This is a genomic window from Okeania sp. SIO3B5 (assembly GCF_010692555.1).
Taxonomy (GTDB): Bacteria; Cyanobacteriota; Cyanobacteriia; order Cyanobacteriales; family Microcoleaceae; genus Okeania.
Window position 1 is genome coordinate 34,240 of sequence record NZ_JAAHHG010000026.1, and the last position, 22,510, is coordinate 56,749.

A 22,510-nucleotide genomic window follows, 5' to 3' on the forward strand; every position below is an offset into this window, starting at 1 on the left:
GGGACGCGGGGACGCGGGGACGCGGGGACGCGGGGATAGGGGGACGCGGGGACGCGGGGACGCGGGGATAGGGGGACGCGGGGACGGGGAGACACGGGGACACGGGGACACGGGGACACGGGGATGGAGGCTTTGTAATTTATGATTAAAAGTTGACTTTTCACTCAAAGAAGTAGAACTGCCTATAACTTTCTCCCCATCAGGCTTTGAAATCATCCCGCATTTATGCAACGCCATAGTGGGAGCATCTTGCTCCCTCGTGGTCATCCTACCCGGACTAAGAATTGTTCATCTACATATACCATTACTATACGGAACTACCGAAAATGGTTGTAGGTAAACTTGTTTCATCTAAAACCTACAACCTATAGCAATAGAAAGATAGGTTAGGACTTATGCTGAAAATGAATCTTAGAATAGGCAATGTTTTTCCTACTGTTCCCTGTTCCCTGTTCCCTATTCCCTACTATTCAACCGCCTTTCAATAGCATTGTTAAAACGATCGCTCATTTCCTCCATCTCTAAATTAATCAAAGACACACCCTCATTAACTAAAATTTGCAAAGTACTTTCAGCATTACCAACCAGACCAACTTTTTGCCAAAAATTAGTCAAATGTTCCTGGAGATATGACTCCCAAATTTTCTGATTTTCTGGCGCAATAGAAACCAAAATTCGGCAACCACCCTCTCCAAACAAAAACTCATCCCATCGAAAATCTGACTTTTCAGCTAATTCTAAATTAACCTCAGCTCCCAACTTCCCACTAATACAACACTCCGCAAGAGCGATCGCTAAACCACCCTCAGCACAGTCATGGGCAGAATTTACCCAACCTTCACGAATACCATGACGACAAACTCCCTGTACCCGACGCTCCAAATCAAAATCTACCTCACTGGGTTTCCCAGCAACCACACCATAAACAGTTGCCAAATATTCCGAAGCAGCTAAAGACTCAACTCCTAAATTTCCAATTAAATAGATAATATCTCCCTCAGTTTGCCAACCTTGCCCACAAATATTAGTCAGGTCAGGAATTAAACCCACCATTCCCACCACTGGAGTCGGATATATCCCCTGGGGATGACCCTCACTATCAAGAGTTTCATTATACAAAGACACATTCCCACCAGTAACAGGAGTTCCCAACTCCCGACAACCTTCAGCAATACCGCGACAACTCTCCGCAAGTTGCCAATATCCCACAGGTTTTTCGGGACTACCAAAATTGAGATTATCCGTAACTGCCACAGGTTCGGCACCTACACAACTGAGATTTCGAGCAGCTTCCGCTACTACCGCTTTTGCCCCCGTATATGGATCTAGATAAACTAAACGAGAATTGCAGTCTACCGTCGCAGCAACACCAGAATTTGATGGTGGTTTGTCCGTGGAAATTTGTGGACGTAACCGAATGACAGCAGCATCACTCCCACCAGGAAGCATAACAGTATTATTCTGCACTTGATGGTCGTATTGCTGATATACCCAATGTTTAGAAGCAATGGTAGGAGTATCCAATAAAGTCAGAAGAATATCATTCCAAGTTTGCCAATTTCCCTGCACTTCAATACCTGTTTCCGTACATGATGGCAAAGATGCTGAATTCCATGACCAAGCTTTTTTAGCATATTCCGGTGCATCAGTCAACAACTCCCGCTGATAAATAGGAGTATTATCTGCCAAAGCAGTAGCAGGTATTTCTGCTGCTATTTTCCCCTCAAATAAAATTCGCACAATAGGTTCCTCAATAACTGTACCTGCCACCACAGCATGAAGTTCCCAACGTTCAAAAATATCAATTAATTCCTGTTCGCGACCTTTCTCAGCAACAAATAACATCCGTTCTTGAGATTCTGAGAGCAAATATTCATAAGGAACCATCCCAGTTTCTCGCACTGGCACTTTGTCAAGGTCAAATTCAATACCCACTCCACCATTAGCTGCCATTTCTGAAGTAGAGCAGGTAATGCCAGCAGCACCCATATCTTGAGCTGCCACTACTGCTCCTGTTTTGAATGCTTCTAGACAAGCTTCAACTAGACATTTTTCCAAAAATGGGTCGCCTACTTGCACCGCAGGGCGATCGTCAATTGATTTATCGCTGAGTTCGGCACTGGCGAAACTTGCTCCACCCATACCATCTCTACCCGTGGTGGAACCGACATATAAGACTGGGTTGCCAATACCAGATGCACCAGATTTAACAATTTCGGGAGTTTCCATTAAACCTAATGCCATGACATTGACTAAGGGGTTGCCCGTATAAGCAGGGTCAAAGTAAATTTCTCCACCAACTGTAGGTACTCCGAAACAGTTTCCGTAGTGAGAAATGCCGGAAATTACTCCAGTAAAAATGCGTCTAGTTTTGGCATCTTCTAGGGAACCGAAACGTAGGGAGTTAAGTACAGCGATGGGACGAGCGCCCATTGTGAAGATGTCTCGGAGGATACCGCCGACTCCTGTTGCAGCACCTTGAAATGGTTCGACGGCGGATGGATGGTTGTGGGATTCGATTTTGAAAGCGAGTTGGAGTCCATTGTCTAGGTCTACGACTCCGGCGTTTTCTCCAGGTCCAACGAGGATGCGTTTACCTGTGGTGGGAAATTGTTTGAGCAGAGGGCGGGAATTTTTGTAGCAGCAGTGTTCTGACCACATGACTCCGAACATTCCCAGTTCTGCTTTATTGGGATGGCGATGGAGGCGGTTAAGAATTTCTTGATATTCTTCTGGTTTGATGCCTTCGGATGCTATTTCTTCTGGGGAAAAGGGAGTTTGTGACATAGTTTATAATGGGAAAGTTGAGTTAAGTTTTTGGCAGTTTTATTATCTCATTGAATTGCCTGATTAATTCTCGTGTTGTTATATTTTTAGTTATACTATTTCTTGGTTTCTAAAATATAACTAAAAAAAAAATTGGCGATCGCTGCAACAAAGTCAAAAATTCCACCAATTAAGAATAAAGAAGGGTTAATAGGCCATAACTTGAAATAGGGTGGCGTCTGTTGTAAGGGTGGCAGGAAACTTGGGAGTCTTTCAGGAACTGGGTTTGTGGAAGAGTCCTATTCTTAGCTATTGATACAATCAACTTCAAAAGTTAACCAATACTTATGATTGTGAGGAGGTAATCGTTATGCTAGTGGCCTATTTTTGTCAGTTCAATGGCCATTATGATGAGACTCCCATAAGAAAATTCTAATTGGAGGAGTGAGGGTAATGGACGAAAATTTAATGTGGTGGTTTTGCCGTTTGCCTGTTATTGCTAATAGGGAACTACGGTGGATACCAGAAGCGTCTCTCAAGCGCAATTTAGAAAAAGTCCTGGAGTCTAAACCAGGTTTGAGCTTGGAAGAAACTTTGATGATTTTTATTCAACAGTCTCGCACTTGTAGTTGTGGACTTCCAGCTAAACATTTGCAAGCCTATTTATATAAAATTGCGGCTAAAGCAGCTAAAGATTTTTATTCTGACTATGAATCTCGTTTAGGATTTTTAAGTTTAGAAGATATCTCTCAAGAAGGATTTATAATCGCTTCTAAGTTAGCAAAGCTTTTGGCAAGCAATGAAAGGACAGTTGATTATCTTTATAATGACATCAAACACAAAATCAGGGATCGAGTTTTTCAATTGTTAAGTTGGAAAAGTTCAGATAAATGTAAAAAACATTGGAGACTACGCAATGTCAGTGAAAATCAACTTAAGCAAGCCTTAAAATTTTCTGGTTATACTAATTTCGGATTAGAGAGTCATCTCTTAGCTTGGAAATCCTTTAAGACAGTTTACGCTCCTGCAAAAGGGGAAAAATACGACCCACCAACACCAGAGCAGCGGGAAAAAATAGCAGATTCATATCTCCGGCAACGGAAGCGATCGCCTGAATTAAAACAGGATAATTCACGGATTGATGCTGACTTTATTGAGCAATGTTTAAAAAATTGCATTCAGGCGTTGAAGGTACACTATTCTGTTCAAATAATTAGCTTGGATGCTCCTTTAAAAAATGGTGAAGGAACAACATTTCTAGACCAAACTTCTGAAGAAATATACAATTACGAAGCAGATGCTACCACTATCAATTATAACAAAGCTTATTCTGCCAATTTTCAAGAAAGTGAGGAATTCATATCTAAATTAGATAGCAAAGAGCTTGGTTTACTGGTTTTATACCATGTTTTTGACATTTCAATGGATGCAATCGCCGAACTGTACAAATACAAAAACAAATCTAAGGTTAGTCGTCAGATTAACAAGAGCAATCAAAAGTGGCTGGTAGAAGAATGTCAGAAGCAAGGAATGACTCAAAAAGCAGAGGAGTTGCGCACTCAAAAAAAACTGAATGCAGAAATATCTCAGTTAGTTAATGAGGTGCGCAAAAACAAGAAAACGGATTTTGACTCCCAGGTTTACCAAACTTTTTTAAAAATATGGCAGCAACTTGAACCATCCTCCCAAGAAATACTAAAATTCCATCTAAAGCGGAAACCTTGGAAATATAATGCTCCAAAGTTAAGTATTACTCCTGCTGAAGAAGAAAAAATTGCCAATATTTTTCAAGTTTTAGTCAACGGAATTTTACAATGGCTAGAGAAGGAATTACAAATTTCTCTGAAATCATGCGAACCTTTGATTCACAAAATTAGCGATCTAGTTAACGAGTTTTTGATTCATATTTACCAAGAAAACATTAATCAATAGAGGTAACAAAAATGTCTAGTTTAATTGAAACTTTAACAGCAATATATCCAGAACAAGTTTTTCTGGAAATCACCCCAGAAGATATAGAGGCAGAAACTCCCAACAATGATGACTATTCTTATGATGTGGCTCGTCGTCATGCCTTAATTAATCGCTTGGTGTTAAATCGCTTTACAAAGTGGCTGAAAACTGAAGCACCTATTGAGGAAGAGTGTCATGTTTGGCCTAGTGTTGAGGATTTGCCTAGTATTTGGGAATTTGTCAACGGAAGTGCTTTGACTATTGGCAATACCCGCCTAGTTTTAATTCCTCAGGAGGCTATGGATACAGATGAATTTTCTGTGCCTCAAGAGTGGGTGGATATTCCAGATTGGTTGGCAGATTATTATTTGGCAGTGCAGGTGAATTTGGAGCAAGGCTGGTTTAGGGTATGGGGTTTCATTTCTCATAAGACTCTGAAACAGAAGGCAGAATTCGATCCGGTTTTGCGGAACTATTCGGTGGCAGGGGAGTTATTAATTGAGGATTTAACGGTGATGTGGGTTGCCCGTGAGTTTGAAGAAACAGAAAGGGCAGAAGTTCCGGCGCTGCCAAAGTTATTTGGCGATGAGTTTGATCGCATATCCGAGGTTTTGGGTAAACCTCGTGGTTATTCTCCCAGGTTGTTAGTGACTAACTCGGAAACTGTTGATGATTCTGAGGTGGCTTTTCCTAAGTGGGCGGCATTGATGTCTAAGGAGAGTTTGCGGCAACAGTTGTACTCTAAGTTATGCGGAAAATATCAAAGTTCTTCTTCCAACGCAAGCAAAAGGGAGAAATTGAGTGGTTGGCGAGATGGTATATCAAGTAATGGCTACCATCTAGGACGAAAGTCGGCCTATGCTACACGGAATTCGAGAGTTCGCAACGAGATTAGAGGCAACAAAATAATCGATCTGGGAACGAGTCTAAACCCTCAAAAAGTTGATTTAGTTATGTTTGTCACTCCAGAAGTTGATGAAAAAATCTCTGTTGAGCCTCGGCTTTCTCCCGTTGGTGATGCTGGGTGTTTACCGAGTAATATTAAGTTAAGCTGGCTATCCCAAGAAGGCAGAGAAACTGAAAATGTCGTGCAAAGTGGAGAGGACAACTTGTATCTTCCCCTTCCGCGTGAAACCTACAAACCAAACCAATCTTTTACTATTCAAGTAAGTCTAGGAGAGGTTAAGATTACTGAGGACTTTGAAATTTAATCTAGCAAGCAACTGGCTAAATAGTAATTATTTGCCAGTTACAAACAATGCTAGAATTGGCTTCACTACCAATCTAAAGACAAACGGGAGTATCTAAATGAGTCAAACAGTAATTATTCCTCTAGGGAAGGGTGATTTGAAAACGGGTTTTACCAATATGAAACCCATTTTAAGCGACGATCGTCAAAAACTACCACAGGATTTTGGTATCACTTCCTTGCCTGCTGCACCTAATATTCTTGAAAAAATCCAAAAATTCAAAACTATTCACGAAGAGCTTTTGAGAGGCCGTTCCAGTTCTTCAGTTTTTGATAATAAAGACTACAGTAAGCAAGGCGTTCAAGATTTAATCGATAGACTTAAAAAAGACACTTCTGAATGGCTAGAAAATGATTCCTTTAAAGAAATAATAGATAAATTAAAAGTCGTTTTGAACTTCAATAAAGAGACTATATTCATGTTGGAATTTACTAACTATGAAGAACTCGGACGCATACCGTGGGAAACGTGGAAATTGATTGAGCAATATCCAAAGGCAGGAATAGCGTTAACTAAACCTCAAAATCAACCTGTACAAAAAGTATATAGAAAAAAAATTAGAATTCTCGCTATTTTAAGCGATGCTCAAGATATTGATAACGAAGAGGAGAAAAAAATATTAGATTCATTACCTAAAAATGAAGTAGAAACTATATATGCATCCAGCTTATCCCGTGAAAAGTTGACTGACTTATTGTGGGATCAGGGTGGTTGGGATATTTTATTGTTCTCTGGACATAGTGAAACTGAAGGCGAGCAAGGACGTATTTACATCAATAACGACGAAAAAGATAATAGTCTGACGATAGGAGAACTTAAGGAGGCAGTAAAAAAAGCAATTGAGAGGGGTTTACAGTTGGCAATTTTTAATTCTTGTAATGGACTGGGATTGGCAAGTAGTCTGGCAGAACTAAATATTCCAGCAGTTATTGTGATGAAGGAAAAGGTTGATAATGTAGTTGCTCAAAAATTTTTCTGTACGTTGTTACCAAGTTTCAGAGAAATAGATAATCTACCTTTAGCAGTAAAAGAAGCGAAAAAACAGTTAGAAGGTTTGGAAGGTAAATATCTAGGTGCTTCTTTGTTGCCAGTGCTTTCTGTAAATAAAAATGTGGGGATATTAAGGTGGAGTCAACTCCAGCCAATCACACAAGTAGAAAATATTAAAAAAATCCGTTCCTTATTGGAACTATGGGAAAAACCAATAGTTCCTGATTGGAAAAAGATCATTGATGAATTCCGCTCTCTAAACTCCCCAAAAAATCAAAAAAAACCCGCTTTCTTATTGTGTAGTTTGTTCCTAGTCGAACCAAACGATCTGCATGGTAATAGCTATGTCTCCCAAAAACTAGCTCAAGCTTCATCAATAGTAGCCCCTTTCGTAAATGTGATTAATGTGTTCAGCACCTTATTTTTACTCCTAATTGTTAAAAGCCCAGGTTTCATAATGTCCTGGTCTTTGGCCTTATTATTTCAAGTAATTATTATCAAACTTGTCAACATTTACGCTGAAGGTGCTACCGCCAAACAATCCTTTTGGGGGAGAATTAACATTAGCACCGTTGGTTTGATCTTGTTGAACGTATTTCGATTATCTGCATTTGGAGTAGGCATTGAACTATTTTCCAACCAGCCAGGTTTGAAGGAAAAATTAGCCGAAGATATAGTTCAAGAGTATGTTTTTGAACCTCGGGAAAAAGAGCTAAAACAGCAAAAGGAGCCTGCTATTGAAGCCCGTCAAGAATGTAAAGGATTGCAGCAGCAAGTAGATCGACTACCTTCTAATAATCCAGATTATCCTGAAAGGGATAAACTTTTCCAGGAAACTCATGGGTTATGGGAAGATTACGCTAACCAAAACAGCTCTAAATCCTATGAAAAAGATCCGATATCGGAATGGCCAGCCTGCCCCAAGGCTAACCGTTTAGAAGCAAACTACGATCGCGTTCTTAAAGCAGTAGAGGAAAAACGAACAGAGGTGAAAAACTACGGTAGCGTTCTCGCTTACATCAAAGATGTCAAACCTAAATTGTATGAAAATTCGTTTAATGAAGTTGGAGAAATTCGATATGATATGAGAGCTACATTAGTCGCCTCAAACTTATTTATAGAAAAACTATTTAGCTTTCAGTCGCCTGAACTTAGACTATTTTGTTCCATACTAATAATTACTTCAATTCTTCCCTTTATTCCACGTTATAACGAAGATGTTCAAATGTCACACAGTAAAGCAGTAAATCAAGCAAAACGAGACTTCATTGAAGAAATAAGAAACAAATTGTATCAAAACCAAAACCAACTAAGTCCTGAAGACTATAGCCTATGTCAACAAATTCTTGGCGAGCTAAAAGAGACTGGACGCTGTGACTACCAACCATTTGTTGATTATGTGAAATACGCAAGAAAAATGGAAAAGACTCGATACTTACTAGAGGATTTAGAAAAACTTGAAATTGCTTTAGAAAAGATAATAAATCGTTGGGAACAGTTAAAAAACAGCAGCATTTATCCAGAAACTGCCAGTCCCCAAGACATTATTATTACTGACTACTGGAATGATATTAAAGACCTAATATCGCGTTATTTGCCTAACGATAAGCAGGCTCAAGGCTTAATTGAAGAAGTGAAAGTGGCATCTGCAGCTAACCAGAAATTTGGCTTATCCCCAGTGGCAATCCGTCGATCGCTCTATTCAGAGGTGGTATTGTCTGCCAGCGATACGTTAAGCGATCGCCTGTGTCATGCCATCGAGAAAAAGTACAATTCCACCATCAGACATGACTAATTATGACCTACAAATTACTAATAAATCTCGAATCTAAATTAAATCAAGAGGCAACAAAAATGATTCCAATAAGGAAACACCAAAAGGGAAACTTTTTTGAGAATTTAATTACAAGTTTCTATAAACTATTTAGCATAGAAACCCTCAATAAGCTCAATAAGAATTTTTTCTTAACAACTTTTGCAACAAATCTAGATTTTCTACCAATAGATAAGTAGGAAGTTGAAGCTTCTAGCAACTCAATAGGAGATTGCCAAGGTAGGAGATAAGAGTGAACCCAAAATTTACAGCATATTCCAAGTATATGAAGTACAGATATTAATCATTAAATCTTACCAGTGGAAGCATCTTGCTCGCATGGGTGTACCTCATCAAACTGGAACCCGCTGTAACTCAAACCCCATCCTCCGTCATAACGACAACAAAAAATCAAACCACTAATAAAACCTATGAAGCTACCAGAAAAACCCAAAATTCCCGACTCCAAAGATACCATCTTCTGGCTGAAATTCCAAAGCCAAATAGTTAATCAGAAAAACTCCCGTGAAAACATTCCTCCAGAAAGGTACGAAAAGATAGCCGTTTTATTATGGTTGTGGCTAGTAAATTTGATGTGTGTAGATCCGAAAGAATTGCACGGTACTAGCTATGTGTCCAAAGAATTAGATAAAGCCACTTTAGTCACGGCTTCCGTTACCACCATCGCTAACTGGTGGAACGCATTTACAACTTTACCCTTCTTACTTTTTATGTTTGAGAGCATGGGAATATTTAGCTTTCCGGCTGCCATGTTATCTAATGTAGTCTTAATTAAACTCGGTAACTCTCTAGCTACGGGTGTGGCATCTCATCAACCAGGAAGTTCGGGTTTTGCTCTAATTGGTACTGGCGGTTTCATTACCCTTAACATAGTGCTAACTTTTATATCTGGAGTAGGTTCGGAACTACTATTAAATCAACCTGGTTTGAGTCGTAAACTGGGAGAAGACTTAGCTCAAGAATCTGTTTTTCAACCCTTGGAGAACGAAATTTCAGTCATTCAGCAAAACGCAACCAAAATTCGCCAAGAGTGTACAACTTTGCAACGGAAACTAGAGGCACTCACGCCAAACGATCCAAAAAGGGATGAACTACACTTGGCTGCCTATGGTTTATATGCAGATAGGATAAATCAAGGTGGGTACAAGTCTTATGAAAACGATCCCATCGAACAATGGCCTGCTTGTCCAAAAGCTAACGCTCTAGAAGCAGCAAGCGATCGCCAGCTCAAAGTAGCTCAGGACAAATACCAGGAAAAATTGACAGAAGTGAAAAATTATGGTAGCGATTTAGCCTATCTCAAAAATAATGAACCTGAAATTTATGAAAGTAGCTTCAACGAAGCAGGAAACATTAGTTCCGGGACTGAAGTAACACGAGTAGCAGCGATTTTATTTGTCCAGAAACTTTTGAATAGGCAGTGGGTAGACCTTGGACAGAGTTTGTTTGTGATGACTATATCTGTCATTACCTCAACTATAGCTATTTTTATGGCTATTTCTTACTCTAGACGAGAAGATGTACAAATGTCGAAAAGTGAAGCAGTAATTAAAGCCAGAGAAGTCTTCATTAATGAAACTATTTTTGATTTGAGTAAAAATCAAGTTAGTCCTGAAGATGAGCGCTTATTTGCACTATTTGTTAAGGATTTAAAAGAGACCGGACATTGTGACTATCCACCATTTTTCGAGTATGTGAAACACGCAAGAGAAATGGAAAAAACTCGATATTTACAAGGAGATGTAGAAATAATTGAAAAGGCTTTAGAACAAGTGAAAAATGGTTATCATAAGCTTATAAATAGTAATAGCGAGCCAGAAATTGTAGCAGGGCAGAATTTAATCAATCAAGGTTGTGATTCTATTACAGCTTTAGCCTCCCGTTACTACCCGAAAAGTGACCGGGTTAAGGAACTAATTAAAACTGTTGAATATGTTCAAGCTTACCTACAATATCCACGTCTAAATTTACCATTAACTAGCCGTACAGTTGGTTATCTTGAGGAGTTATTAACTGCCAGCATTAGTTTAGTAGAAAGAATGGATCAAACTATGCGCAAAAACTATGATTATACCATCAAAAATATTTAATTATGGCTAACAAATCACCAAAAAATCTCGAAGATAAATCTAATCAGGAGGTAACAAAAATAGTTCCAATGCAACAACAAAAGCAAAATTTTCTTGAGAATTTAATTACAAAGTTCTATAACCTATTTGGCATACAAACTCTATACAACGAAGAGTTTCATTCAGAGCTAAATAGAGGTAGAAAAGACTTTCGGAGAACTCGATTAATTAAGCCCGATCTAGTAGGATTAAATTTAGATGGGATTAATCTAAGCGGAGTTAATTTAAACAGAGCAAATCTTAGCGGAGCTTCATTACAAAAAGCACAATTACATAAAACTAAAATGGTAGGAGCTAACTTAGACTCAACTAATCTTAAAGGAGCTAATCTCAGCCGAGCTAACTTAGGAGATGCTCAATTATCGTGGGCAGATTTAAGAAATATAAATCTGAGCAATACTATACTTAATAATGCTAATTTAACAGGTGCAGATTTAGATCAATCCCAATCAATTTTAGATGCAGAAAAATGGTTTACGAAATTTGAGCATACCCGATTACCTGAAGGTGTATTTTTAGTGTGGTATATTCAAATTTTTGCTTTTCGTTTACATCTTATGAAAAAACGTGAAAAAAAGTAAAAAAACGTTTGTAATCTAAATTTTGCACTTCAGAATATTGATTAGTGTAGTAATACAGTGCTTCCTGTTGTTATAAGGTACACTTATCGCGGGCAAGATGCCCGCACTACAATGATTTTACTATTCAAGCTTGTACATCATTTGTCCGAAATATGCTGTTACCTACTTCCTATTTCAATAACTTTTCTACTAATATTTCAATATCGGGAAAAACAAGTGTAAAAATAATTCCTTGACTGTAGTTTTTTTGAACTTGATAATCATCCTTTGATGGTTCTTGAAATACGATAAGTTGTTCATTTACTACATCCACAACCCAATATTCTAAAATGCCAGCACGGGCATAAACAAATCGTTTTTTTTCTAAATCTTTTTCTAAAGTTGTATCAGAAACTTCTATTAACAAATAAATTTCTTCAGGATAGGGATGATGAGAATCATATAAATATGCTGGCATTTTAACAACAGCAATATCTGGTTCCGGTTCTGAATTAGGAAGAGTAACTGGATGTGCTTCGTAGATTTTTGCCAGACCTCGAAACTTTTCTCGCAAATATTCAGCAATAGAATCAGTTATTTTCCGATGCAAAGATTTTTCTGGCGACATTTCAATAATTTCTCCTTCTAATAATTCTACATGGCGATCGCTCAAAATACCCGCAGAAATCATTTGATGATAGTCTTGTATTGACCATTTAGCTAAAGTAATCATGGTGTGTTTATGAATAATTTGAGATTGCTATTTAATATTTTACAAGACTTATATCGTGTCCGGTAGCATTGGTGTAATAAGATAGTGAATCAGAATTCAGAATTCAGAATTCAGAATTCAGAATTCTGAATAAAGATAATTTTGGTACTTATATTGGGTATGGTATCAAAACAAAATAATACGAATAAATAATATTAATTATTACTTACACAGAAACTGGGTTTATGTAGGAAATTGCCTGATTTGTAAAGCAATAATCATCAAAATAAATTCGGTTTCTTGTTTGAGTGCGACTACTGAATTAATTTGATTCGGGAAAAATTACGTCTTGATAAATTGAGGAGAGCAAACATTGGAAATTAACACTGGTAAAGTGAACGTTTTGGTCTGTTTGATTAGTAGTTGGTTCTTCTGTTGAGTAACTCGTAAGTTCCCATTTTCCTTTGTCATTAAGGTGATAGCTTTCCACATTCATAGTTTCCGCTTCAATCAGAACATATTCTTTTAAGGTATCAATTCGACGATAATTCCTAAATTTTCTGCCTTGGTCGAAATTTGCTGTACCCGGAGACAATACCTCTATAATTAAACAAGGATGATAGACTATTTGCCTAGCACTTAGATCGCGATCGTCACAAGTAACCATGACATCAGGATAATAAAAAGGACCTTTTTCAGAAATGCCTGCTTTGGCATCTGCCATGAAAACTTTACACCCCTTACCCCGGAGGTGATTTTTCAGTGCAGAAGCTAAGTTTAATGCAATTGAGTTATGTCCAAGACTTCCCCCAGTCATCGCATAGACTTTTCCATTAACATATTCATATTTGATGGGTTGTTGCTCTTCCCATTCAAGATATTCTTGGGAGGTCATCGGTTGGTTTTGTAGTTGGGCAATCATTGTCTCGATTATTTAATCCTATTGAAGAGGATATTGTAACATGGAAATAGAACAATATAGAAAACTAATTAAGTTGATTGTGGAAAAACATTCTGAGGGCAATAATGACAATGGAGAAATAGAAACTCAAATTGCTTTTGACTTAGAACGCGATCGCTATTTGATGTTTCATGTCGGATGGTGTGGAGAAAGACGAGTGTTTGGATGTGTTATTCATGTTGAGATTAGGTTGGGGAAATTTTGGATTCAACGAGATGGAACTGAAGCAGGAATAGCTAATGAGTTAATTGCAGCAGGAGTGCCTAAGTCTGATGTCGTGCTAGGATACAGGTCCTCCTATATGCGTAAGTTTACAGGGTTGGCGACGGGGTTAATATGAAGCTAACCCAAGAGCGATTTTTAGTTAAAATTAGGACTTACGCATAGCCAGCATATATAGTAGGGGTTAACTGCCGTTAACCCCTACAAATCCTGTATAGTTTCATCTTTTGCGTAAGTCCTAAAAATATTTAGTTTTGCATTAACAAATTAGCCATTGCTTTAGCCATCGGCATTTTTGTCAAATCTTCAATCCAATACCATTGGCCATTGGGGTTGCATTCTAAAAAGAAATATTCTCCTTCAGGAGTAAGAATCACATCAAAAGTTGAAAATGCCAAAGAATAATGACGGTTAAAAGCTAAAAGTTTCTGAGCTATATCTTCGGGCAAATCATAAACTGTGTGCTTAATTTGGTAACTGTCTATTGCTCGCCAGTCGGACTGAGTTTTTTCAATTTCTTGAGAGTGAATGGCTGCGGTAAAGACTTCCTCACCAATAATTGTTACTCTTAATTCTATGGATTTATCTATGTATTGTTGTAAAAATGTGGGGGCAAAATTTATTGTTTCTGCAAATTGGAGAAACTGCTCTTTATTAATTCGTTTAGCAAAACAGTGCCATGCTTCTGTTTTATTCACCACAAAACCAGAAAAATGGAATGTTTTAACCAGTAAATTCCAGTTGCAATGCTCCCCAAATTCTCTAGCAATTTCAGGGTTATTAGTAATTAAGGTTTTAGGAACTTTCAAACCTAATTTGGCTGCTAGTTCCAAGTTAGGCAGTTTTTGGCTAGCGTGTCTTAAGTTCCAAAAAGGATTAATCCATCTCTTGTGGGAGTAAAGGTTGTAAAATGAGCGTAAAAACCAGCTATACTCTTCTTTAACAAAAGTCTGCGCGTGTTCTTCTGCAATGTTTTGATCTGGCTCAACTTCCTCTGGTTTTCGATACCAAATGGTGTCAAAACTGTCTGATGTTACTGTTTTGTCAGAGTCTTTAAAGTGGAACTTAAGCTTCCAGGGTTCTTGTTGACCTAACTTTTCCACAAAAAAATCAGAATTGTTTGCCATGTCTGCGGTGTTCATCCGAACTATGTCGCCCCCAATTTTTCTAAGCTCCATCGTCACATAATCTGCGTGAACATCAGATTTATCAGTAATTACTAAAATTGGTTTAATCATAAAATTTGCTGGTAATTAAATACCAAATTATTTTTTAATGGATAGACGGAAAATAACCTCTCCATAAATTAAAGCTAAATCCCCAATCTAACAAAGGTTTTAAGCTCATTTGTGGAGAGGTACAATTTAAAGGGTAAATACAAATCTAGTAGCTCTCGTCTTGCATAGTATCTGAATCGCTGTCCCAACCAAGGATTCCTGTCTCAGTTGATTCCCTCTGACAAGTGCTTGTTTGTCCACCTACAATCAGATGTAATCGACTTTCATCATTAACCTGAAACACAGGATTATAACTAATTTTCTCTTGTAATACCTCTTTAGGAATGCTAGTAAAAGCAGGTTCTACTGCAAAGAGCATTGCAAAAGGTAACTTATCAGAGCACTTTTCTTGAGTTCCTAATGTTTTAACCATTGACATTCTCCTTCTTATTAAGATTAGATTTGCCGTATAATTAGTATTTTCCTATCTAAATTCCAGTCTGCCAACCTAAGAAAAATGGGATTTAGGGGGGTATTTCCTAAACACTTCACTCCCTCGATAAATGGGAAAAAGTAGGATTTTAGAGCCAAAAATGGGAAAATGTGTGATAATGTGGGCTAAAGATAAGTTAAATTCAGTAAAGTTTGAAATTTATGGAGATTCAAGAAGCTTTAAAGTGGACGGATGACCTGGTTTTTGCCTCTACAGGAAAGCATCTCGACTCGCTACAACGCTCCATTTTGGAGGGTGCATGGCAAAATCAACCATATAAAAGCATCGCAGAAGATTACCACTGCACTCCAGATCATGTCAGAAAAACAGCATGGGAATTATGGCAACTACTATCAGATATTTTGGGAGAAGAGGTAAAAAAATCAAATCTTAAAGCTAAGTTAGAACGAATCGAATTTTCCCATATTTCCTATTTTGGTTCTGATACACAAATTTTTGGTTACATTAACATCTGTAGCAAAATTTGCCCTTATCCTAAAGCAGAAAAAACTCCAAAAAAGCGATCGCCTACCACTCCCACTAACTCAGACAACATTCAACCAGAAAAACGCCACGACCTGACTGACGCACCAAAACTCCGTAATTTCCACAACCGCACCAATGAACTCGCTACCTTGAAACAATGGATACTCACAGAAAATACTTGCATTGTCACCATAACAGGATTATCTGATATAGGTAAAACCACCCTCACCAGGCAACTTGTTGCAGATATCCAAGACAACTTTGATCGCGTCCTCTGGCGAAGTCATCGAAAATTCCCTACTCTCAACGCTCTCAAAACTAACTTAATTGAGTTTTTCTCCCCACCCCAACCAAAACAAAATCTGTCAATTCTAGATTACTTGTGTTTCCATCGTTGCCTAATCATTCTCGACGACTTCCAAGAAACATTAACTACTGGAGAATTTGTCGGTACTTACATTCCAGAATACAAAAATTACGGTAAGTTCATCAAAGAAATAGCACGTTCTCCTCACAACAGTTGTTTACTCCTTCTCAGTTGGGAAAAACCTACAGAAATAGCTAATTTAGAAACAGAAAACTGTCACTGCCAAACTCTACAACTTCAAGGTTTAGGAAAGTTAGCAACAGAATTATTAAAAGCGAAAAATTTAACCGATGAAGATAGATGGTTAGAATTTATTAATCTTTACAGTGGCAACCCTTTATGGTTAAATATTATAGCTTCTACTATCCAAGATTTATTCAATGGTAAAGTGGCTCAATTTTTATCTTATTCCCATCTATTTTTAGGAGATTTAGAACCAATATTACACGAACATTATCAGCGCTTATCCAAGTCTGAAAAGTTAGTCATGCAGTGGTTAGCTAATCAGGAAATAGGAGGAAATATTTGTAGTAAACCACCAGAAATTTCTGCAAATAACGATTTTTTAGGAGCAATACAGTCTTTAAGAAAACGGGGATTAATCAAAAAAAATGTGAGCAAGGAAGGGTCTATTTTTACTCTTGAACCTGTTATTAAACAATATGTCAAAAATCAATCTAACAGTTGACGACATATTACTGAATTCTTTTTAGTCACACCATAGAAATACTCATAAATCTCTAAAATTATTACTTATTAAATAAATTGTTCAATCCCAAATCATTAGTCACTTTTAAAGGTATTTAAAAATCCGTCGCAGGGCACTATTTTAGATGTATCATTCCACTACTATAATTTAGATACTTAATCTGAAATACTAACTTAAATCTACTGAAAAATTAGTTAAATGCCTACTTTTTGGTCTAATAAATCCTAAAACAATATCCTCTTTAGGAATCTCTAATTCTAAAAGTTCTAAAGCAACTCCTCTTTCAGTTCCATCTGACTCAATGTAAATTTTTTCTCCCAAAATGCGCAGATGCAAAACAACAGCATGAACTCGCCCTGTTTCATCCCATCCTGTATCAAGCAATAAATAATGACGAGTGTTTGGATGTGTTATTCATGTTGAGATTAGGTTGGGGAAATTTTGGATTCAACGAGATGGAACTGAAGCAGGAATAGCTAATGAGTTAATTGTAGCAGGAGTGCCTAAGTCTGATATCGTGCTAGGATACAGGTCGCCGTTCTTATAAACCTACGATTATCTATATAAATCTATGATTTTCTCTAAACAATCTGTTCTATTCCTGCTTCAACCTGGCAACGTCGGCGTTATCCAGTCCACAGGCTGTCACGGACGTTCGCGCTAGCGTTGCGGAGCAAACTGCCCGCCATAGCTAAATTTAACGCTGCATTCAAGTCTCGTTCGCGCTAGCGTTGCGGAGCAATCACAGCTAAAATTGCAGTGTTCACAATTTGATTGCGCGCTCTGATAACAACAGAGACTCTTTAACAGCTCCACACCTACTGCAAGTCTTAGAGCTAGGAAACCATCTATCAATAATGATTAGCTCAGAACCGTATAACTCACATTTGTATTTAAGCTGTCTTCTGAACTCGTAAAAACCCATATCAGCAACTGCTGCCGCCAACTTATGATTTGCCATCATTCCTGATACATTGAGGTCTTCTATTACTATTTGGCTGTGGTTTTTAGCCAAATAAGTAGTTAGTTTGTGCAATGTATCTTTTCTAATATTAGCTATTTTGCTATGTAGTTTAGCTATCTTAAGTTGAGCTTTTTTCCAGTTGTTAGAGAACTTAGTTTTATGCCTGTTTAGGTATTGCAGTCGAGATAGTTTAGCTTCTAACTTTTTTTTCGGTTTAGCACCATCAAACACTTCCCCTGTTGACAATGTTGCTAAAGTTTTTACTCCTAAATCTACACCAACTACATCTACTGATTTCTCAGTAATTTGGGGTATGGTTTCTACTTTGAAACTAATAAACCATCTATCAGCTTTTCTGCTAATAGTTACAGATTTAGGAGTTACATTATCTGGCAAGATTTCAAAGGTTTTAACCCAACCAATCCGAGGTAACTTTATACGATTAAAACCGACTGTAATTGAGCCATCCAAAGTAAAACTATCATCTCTACCTTTTTTCTTGAATTTAGGTTGTCCTGATAGCGAAGCTCCTCCCTTGGAGGCGACTTTATTAAAGCAACGCTTCCAAGCTTCTGACAAATATCTCAAAGCATATTGAGGCGCTGTTTTAGAAACTTCATAGTACCAGCAGTTTTTCGGTTTTACCATTGCCACTAACAGTTTATGCAGGTCAATTGCGGTAGGAAACTTAAGTTTACTGTCTGGATTATTGAAATTGTGGTTAAGAATGTTCCTAGTCAACCATAGTCCCCAATTATAAGCATGACGGGCTACACCAACGTGTTTAGCCAGTAACGTTTTTTGACGATTATTAGGATGTAACTCAGTTTTGAATCCAAGTAGCATAAACAGATAATCTCAGATTTTTATAGATAATACCAGATTTTAGCCAACAGTTACAAGCCCTATATGCGTAAGTTTACAGGGTTGGCGACGGGATTGAATATCAAATCCGTTTAAATAACTTCACAACCAATAGACATCTTCAGAAAAGAGGGAGTAGGGAGTAGGGAGTAGGGAGTAGGGAGTAGGGAGTAGGGAGTAGGGAACCCACCCCTCGCCCCTCCCCCTCCCAGGAGGGGAAAGAATTGATAATTTCTGTACGATAGTTGATTTTATTTTTTATTATTGGAGATGTCTAATAGACATCTCCAGAAATTATACATTTGGAACAAAAAATTTTTTTCAGAGTATTCAGGAAATTTCAAAACTAAATTTGAAGCTAAACGGAACAAACCTACTACTTATTAAAGTTAGCCTCTATCTTTAATCTTAGTAAATATCCTATGCTTAAGTATTTAATTCATTTTCATTCCCCTACTCCCTATTTCCTACTCCTTATTCCCTGACTTCTACAAGAAGTCTCTTGTAATTTTATCGACTGGAGAAATACCATGAGTAAATGTCTTAATCCCAACTGTTTACATCAAAATCTGCCAGAAACAAAAGTGTGTGAAGAATGTGGTTCAAAACTATTATTGGCAGAACGATATCGTGCTTTAGAAATTATTGGTGAGGGTGGTTTTGGCCGAACTTTTAAAGCTGTGGATGAGTTCAAACCTTCAAAACCTTTATGTGTAATTAAACAATTTTTCTCCACAGTTCAAGATGCTCAAAGTATTCAGAAGGCTACAGAATTATTTGAACAAGAAGCAATACGTTTAGAAACTCTTGGCAAACATTCACAAATACCAGAACTTTTTGCTCATTTAGTTCAAGATAATCATCAATATTTAGTACAAGAATATATTGCTGGTCAAAATTTAGCTGAAGAGTTGGCAACGGAGGGAGTTTTCAGTGAAACTAAAATCCGAGAATTTCTGAATGAAATGTTACCTATCTTGGAGTTTGTTCATAGCCATCAGGTAATACACCGAGATATTAAACCAGAAAATATTGTTCGTATTGCTAACTCCGAGCGGGGTGAAAATCATAAATTTTCTCTAGTTTTAGTTGATTTCGGTGCAGCTAAATTTACATCTAAAACTGCTTTGGCAAAAACTGGAACTTTAATTGGTTCAGCAGCTTATATTGCACCGGAACAAGTAAGGGGTAAAGCTATCTTTGCTAGCGATATTTATAGTTTGGCTATAACTTGTATTTATCTACTTACTGGAGTAGCGCCTTTTGATTTATTTGATAGTAGTGAGGATACTTGGGTTTGGCGAGATTATTTAAAAAGTCCTGTTTCTCTTCAGTTGAGTAAAATTATTGATAAAATGCTGAAAACTGCGACTAAAAATCGTTATCAAACAGCACGGGAAATTTTACATGATTTGAATAGTTCTCCAGAATTAACTACAGTCAAAAATAATATTCCTAAATTATTTATTGGTGGAGTTGCAGGCATAACTTGCTTATTTTTAACGGGGATAGTTTTAGCAGGAATATTTTTAAGTTCTCCTCGACAAAAACCTGTTGTTATTCAATCAGAAAAACTTAAATCAGAACCTCAAAAACCAGTTATTTCGCCTCCAGAATTTGGCGGATTATATGCAAAATCTCCCACAGGGACAGTACAAGCTTTTCCATTAGAACATACAGATGTTACTGCTAAAATTGCGGGAAATGTATCGAGAGTAGAAGTAGTACAACGTTTTACTAATCCTTATAAAACTCCTTTAGAAGCAGTTTATCAATTTCCATTACCCGATGAATCTGCCGTGGATGATATGGAAATTCGCATAGGCGATCGCGTGATTAAAGGCGTTATTAAAAAACGGGAACAAGCAAAAAAAATCTACAATAAAGCTAAAAAAGAAGGAAAAACTGCTGCTTTACTGGAACAAGAACGACCTAATATTTTTACTCAATCTTTAGCTAATATTCAACCAGGGGAAACTATAGAGGTAGTAATTCGCTACACTGATGCTTTAAAATTTGCCGGGGGCGACTATGAATTTGTCTTTCCCATGGTTGTCGGACCTCGTTATAATCCAGGAAATTCTAATTTAAGTAGCTTCCCAGAAAAGCCAATTCATTTAGCCAGTTTACCGACAACAAATTCTCTTCCAAACTTACTTTCTCAAACGGCAAAAACTCCGCCAAAAGAACGTTCAGGCCATGATATTAATGTCACAGTTGAAATTGATGCCGGAGTACCAATTTCTAATATTATCTCCACCTCTCATCAAATCCAAATTCAAAAAGTTGCTGCATCAGGATTGCCATCTATTACTCAAGTACAATTAAACAAAACTGACACTATTCCCAATAAAGATTTAGTTCTTCGTTATCAAGTAGCTGGCAAAGAAACTCAATCTACAGTTCTCTCTCAAGCAGACAACAAAGGCGGACATTTTGCAGTTTCTTTAATTCCTGCTCTGGAATATCAAACTAAAGAAATTGTACCCAAAGATGTAGTATTTTTAATGGATACATCCGGTTCCCAAAACGGTGCACCTTTAGCACAATCAAAAGTATTAATGCGCCGTTTTCTTCAGGGATTAAATCCTGACGATACCTTTACAATTATTGACTTTGCTAATAGCGCTCAAACATTATCAACCCAACCTTTAGCTAATACTCCTGCTAACCAGAAAAAAGCCATAGATTATGTTAATAATTTAAAGGCAAATGGTGGAACAGAATTACTCAATGGAATTGATACTGTACTGAATTTTTCACCTGCAAAAAATGGGCGACTGCGAAGTATTGTCCTGGTAACAGATGGTTTAATTGGCAATGAAAATCAAATCATTTCTCGCATACAAAAACAACTACAACCAGGAAACCGTCTCTACAGTTTTGGTGTTGGTAGCTCCGTAAATCGATTTTTATTAAACCGACTAGCAGAAGTGGGGCGGGGTACAGTCCATGTTGTGCGTCACGATGAATCTGTGGATGCGGTAGTAGAAAAGTTTTTCAATGAAATTAATAACCCAGTGTTGACTAATATAGAAGTAACTTGGCAGGGTTTAGGAGAAGCTCCCGAAATATTCCCACTCAAACCTGCGGACTTATTTGCTCAAGAACCTTTAATTTTGTACGGACGTAAACAAGATCGACTCAGTGGAAATTTACAAATAACTGCCGTTGCTGCTGGTGGAAAACCATATCGTAAGACTTTTCCCTTACGCTTTGACTCAGATGGTGGGAATGAAGCGATCGCTCAACTTTGGGGACGGGCGAAAATTAAGGAATTGATGCTGGAAATGACTGATGGGGAGATGTCAGAAAGAGTTGAAGCTGTGACAAATGTGGCTTTGGGTTATCGGTTGATGTCGAAATATACTGCTTTTGTGGCGGTGAGTGACGAGCAACGAGTTGATCCTAATAATTCTAGTCGTCGGGAGAAAGTGAAAAAACAGACTCCTGATGGGATGGTGGGTATTCCAGAACCTAGTTTTGTTTGGGCGATATTATTGTTTGGTTTATATATGGGTTGGAAACATTGGGTGCAGTTGCGCAAGGCTAAAAAGTTGTCAGAGAATAGTTAATTTAGAATTTAGAATTTAGAATTTAGAATTTAGAATTACCTCTTCTTATAAATTAAGAGGATTTGATCAAAGGATTTTTTTCTTTTTTCTCCATGAATGAAGAGGCTTTATACCTGAATTTTTCGGTAAATATTAATGCTCTTCTTAATTCTCTTGAGACTCTCAAATTTTCCCCTACTCCTTAATAAAGCGCATTATCCAAGAATAACGTTTTGCTCAATTATCTGTTCCGGAACAGTTTGCAGAACTATCTCACCTCCCTGACAACAATCACAAATTGAACTGCAGAATGTAGATTCTATTACTTCTTAATAAAGCGCATTATCCAAGAATAACGTTTTGCTCAATTATCTGTTCCGGAACAGTTTGCAGAACTATCTCACCTCCCTGACAACAATCACAAATTGAACTGTAGAATGTAGATTCTATTACTTCTTAATAAAGGGCATTATCCAACA

The 22,510-nt window shown here is 37.6% G+C and carries 15 protein-coding genes and 1 pseudogene; 9 read left to right on the forward strand and 7 right to left on the reverse strand.

Features of this window, described 5'->3' with window-relative positions; translation table 11 throughout:
- Positions 1–456 precede the first annotated feature (456 nt).
- Complete coding sequence (gene purL / locus F6K54_RS06115) at positions 457–2,787, reverse strand: phosphoribosylformylglycinamidine synthase subunit PurL (protein WP_293075646.1); 2,331 nt, start codon at positions 2,785–2,787, stop codon at positions 457–459.
- Positions 2,788–3,219: 432 nt separating this feature from the next.
- On the opposite strand from purL, the gene F6K54_RS06120 reads away from it, so the two are divergent.
- From F6K54_RS06120 to F6K54_RS06140, 5 genes are all read left to right on the forward strand, one after another.
- Positions 3,220–4,698 (forward strand): hypothetical protein, encoded by a 1,479-nt coding sequence (locus tag F6K54_RS06120; protein WP_293075648.1) that lies wholly within the window; start codon positions 3,220–3,222, stop codon positions 4,696–4,698.
- 11 nt (positions 4,699–4,709) lie between these two features.
- The gene (locus tag F6K54_RS06125) at positions 4,710–5,930 is read left to right on the forward strand and encodes a DUF1822 family protein (RefSeq protein ID WP_293075650.1); all 1,221 of its coding nucleotides are present in this window, start codon (positions 4,710–4,712) and stop codon (positions 5,928–5,930) included.
- A 97-nt stretch (positions 5,931–6,027) separates the two neighbouring features.
- Entirely contained in the window at positions 6,028–8,754 is a 2,727-nt protein-coding gene (locus F6K54_RS06130; RefSeq protein ID WP_293075652.1) for a CHAT domain-containing protein, read from the forward strand.
- 449 nt (positions 8,755–9,203) lie between these two features.
- Positions 9,204–10,883 carry a hypothetical protein gene (locus tag F6K54_RS06135; RefSeq protein ID WP_293075654.1) on the forward strand — a complete coding sequence of 560 codons (1,680 nt, stop codon included), beginning with the start codon at positions 9,204–9,206 and terminating at the stop codon, positions 10,881–10,883.
- 2 nt (positions 10,884–10,885) lie between these two features.
- Entirely contained in the window at positions 10,886–11,503 is a 618-nt protein-coding gene (locus tag F6K54_RS06140) for a pentapeptide repeat-containing protein (protein ID WP_293075656.1), read from the forward strand.
- Between the two features lie 169 nt (positions 11,504–11,672).
- On the opposite strand, the gene F6K54_RS06145 is transcribed toward F6K54_RS06140, so the two are convergent.
- Both F6K54_RS06145 and F6K54_RS06150 read right to left on the reverse strand, forming a co-directional pair.
- Complete coding sequence (locus F6K54_RS06145) at positions 11,673–12,215, reverse strand: Uma2 family endonuclease (protein WP_293075658.1); 543 nt, start codon at positions 12,213–12,215, stop codon at positions 11,673–11,675.
- A gap of 301 nt (positions 12,216–12,516) precedes the next feature.
- Entirely contained in the window at positions 12,517–13,116 is a 600-nt protein-coding gene (locus tag F6K54_RS06150) for a Uma2 family endonuclease (protein ID WP_293075660.1), read from the reverse strand.
- Positions 13,117–13,156: 40 nt separating this feature from the next.
- On the opposite strand from F6K54_RS06150, the gene F6K54_RS06155 reads away from it, so the two are divergent.
- The gene (locus F6K54_RS06155) at positions 13,157–13,495 is read left to right on the forward strand and encodes a XisI protein (RefSeq protein WP_293075662.1); all 339 of its coding nucleotides are present in this window, start codon (positions 13,157–13,159) and stop codon (positions 13,493–13,495) included.
- 130 nt (positions 13,496–13,625) lie between these two features.
- Here F6K54_RS06155 and F6K54_RS06160 read toward each other — a convergent pair whose 3' ends face one another.
- Both F6K54_RS06160 and F6K54_RS06165 read right to left on the reverse strand, forming a co-directional pair.
- The gene (locus F6K54_RS06160) at positions 13,626–14,615 is read right to left on the reverse strand and encodes an MvdC/MvdD family ATP grasp protein (RefSeq protein ID WP_293075664.1); all 990 of its coding nucleotides are present in this window, start codon (positions 14,613–14,615) and stop codon (positions 13,626–13,628) included.
- Between the two features lie 145 nt (positions 14,616–14,760).
- Positions 14,761–15,027 carry a hypothetical protein gene (locus F6K54_RS06165; protein ID WP_293075666.1) on the reverse strand — a complete coding sequence of 89 codons (267 nt, stop codon included), beginning with the start codon at positions 15,025–15,027 and terminating at the stop codon, positions 14,761–14,763.
- Positions 15,028–15,248: 221 nt separating this feature from the next.
- On the opposite strand from F6K54_RS06165, the gene F6K54_RS06170 reads away from it, so the two are divergent.
- On the forward strand, positions 15,249–16,628 hold the full coding sequence (locus tag F6K54_RS06170) for an NB-ARC domain-containing protein (protein ID WP_293075668.1): 1,380 nt from the start codon (positions 15,249–15,251) through the stop codon (positions 16,626–16,628).
- A gap of 189 nt (positions 16,629–16,817) precedes the next feature.
- Here F6K54_RS06170 and F6K54_RS06175 read toward each other — a convergent pair whose 3' ends face one another.
- On the reverse strand, positions 16,818–17,033 hold the full coding sequence (locus tag F6K54_RS06175) for an element excision factor XisI family protein (protein WP_293075670.1): 216 nt from the start codon (positions 17,031–17,033) through the stop codon (positions 16,818–16,820).
- A 10-nt stretch (positions 17,034–17,043) separates the two neighbouring features.
- Here F6K54_RS06175 and F6K54_RS06180 point away from each other — a divergent pair.
- Positions 17,044–17,196 (forward strand): annotated as a pseudogene (locus tag F6K54_RS06180) (element excision factor XisI family protein); the annotation flags it as partial.
- A 216-nt stretch (positions 17,197–17,412) separates the two neighbouring features.
- On the opposite strand, the gene F6K54_RS06185 reads toward F6K54_RS06180, so the two are convergent.
- Entirely contained in the window at positions 17,413–18,459 is a 1,047-nt protein-coding gene (locus tag F6K54_RS06185; protein ID WP_293075672.1) for an RNA-guided endonuclease TnpB family protein, read from the reverse strand.
- 548 nt (positions 18,460–19,007) lie between these two features.
- Between F6K54_RS06185 and F6K54_RS06190 the strand changes: the two genes are divergently transcribed.
- Positions 19,008–22,052, forward strand: coding sequence for a VIT domain-containing protein (locus F6K54_RS06190; RefSeq protein WP_293075674.1), 3,045 nt, complete (start codon positions 19,008–19,010; stop codon positions 22,050–22,052).
- The last annotated feature ends 458 nt before the right edge of the window (positions 22,053–22,510 follow it).

Excerpts from the sequence above, each read along its gene's own strand:
- purL (WP_293075646.1), bottom strand. The coding sequence starts at position 2,787 with ATGTCACAAACTCCCTTTTCCCCAGAAGAAATAGCATCCGAAGGCATC.
- F6K54_RS06120 (WP_293075648.1), top strand. The coding sequence starts at position 3,220 with ATGGACGAAAATTTAATGTGGTGGTTTTGCCGTTTGCCTGTTATTGCT.
- F6K54_RS06125 (WP_293075650.1), top strand. The coding sequence starts at position 4,710 with ATGTCTAGTTTAATTGAAACTTTAACAGCAATATATCCAGAACAAGTT.
- F6K54_RS06130 (WP_293075652.1), top strand. The coding sequence starts at position 6,028 with ATGAGTCAAACAGTAATTATTCCTCTAGGGAAGGGTGATTTGAAAACG.
- F6K54_RS06135 (WP_293075654.1), top strand. The coding sequence starts at position 9,204 with ATGAAGCTACCAGAAAAACCCAAAATTCCCGACTCCAAAGATACCATC.
- F6K54_RS06140 (WP_293075656.1), top strand. The coding sequence starts at position 10,886 with ATGGCTAACAAATCACCAAAAAATCTCGAAGATAAATCTAATCAGGAG.
- F6K54_RS06145 (WP_293075658.1), bottom strand. The coding sequence starts at position 12,215 with ATGATTACTTTAGCTAAATGGTCAATACAAGACTATCATCAAATGATT.
- F6K54_RS06150 (WP_293075660.1), bottom strand. The coding sequence starts at position 13,116 with ATGATTGCCCAACTACAAAACCAACCGATGACCTCCCAAGAATATCTT.
- F6K54_RS06155 (WP_293075662.1), top strand. The coding sequence starts at position 13,157 with ATGGAAATAGAACAATATAGAAAACTAATTAAGTTGATTGTGGAAAAA.
- F6K54_RS06160 (WP_293075664.1), bottom strand. The coding sequence starts at position 14,615 with ATGATTAAACCAATTTTAGTAATTACTGATAAATCTGATGTTCACGCA.
- F6K54_RS06165 (WP_293075666.1), bottom strand. The coding sequence starts at position 15,027 with ATGGTTAAAACATTAGGAACTCAAGAAAAGTGCTCTGATAAGTTACCT.
- F6K54_RS06170 (WP_293075668.1), top strand. The coding sequence starts at position 15,249 with ATGGAGATTCAAGAAGCTTTAAAGTGGACGGATGACCTGGTTTTTGCC.
- F6K54_RS06185 (WP_293075672.1), bottom strand. The coding sequence starts at position 18,459 with ATGCTACTTGGATTCAAAACTGAGTTACATCCTAATAATCGTCAAAAA.
- F6K54_RS06190 (WP_293075674.1), top strand. The coding sequence starts at position 19,008 with ATGAGTAAATGTCTTAATCCCAACTGTTTACATCAAAATCTGCCAGAA.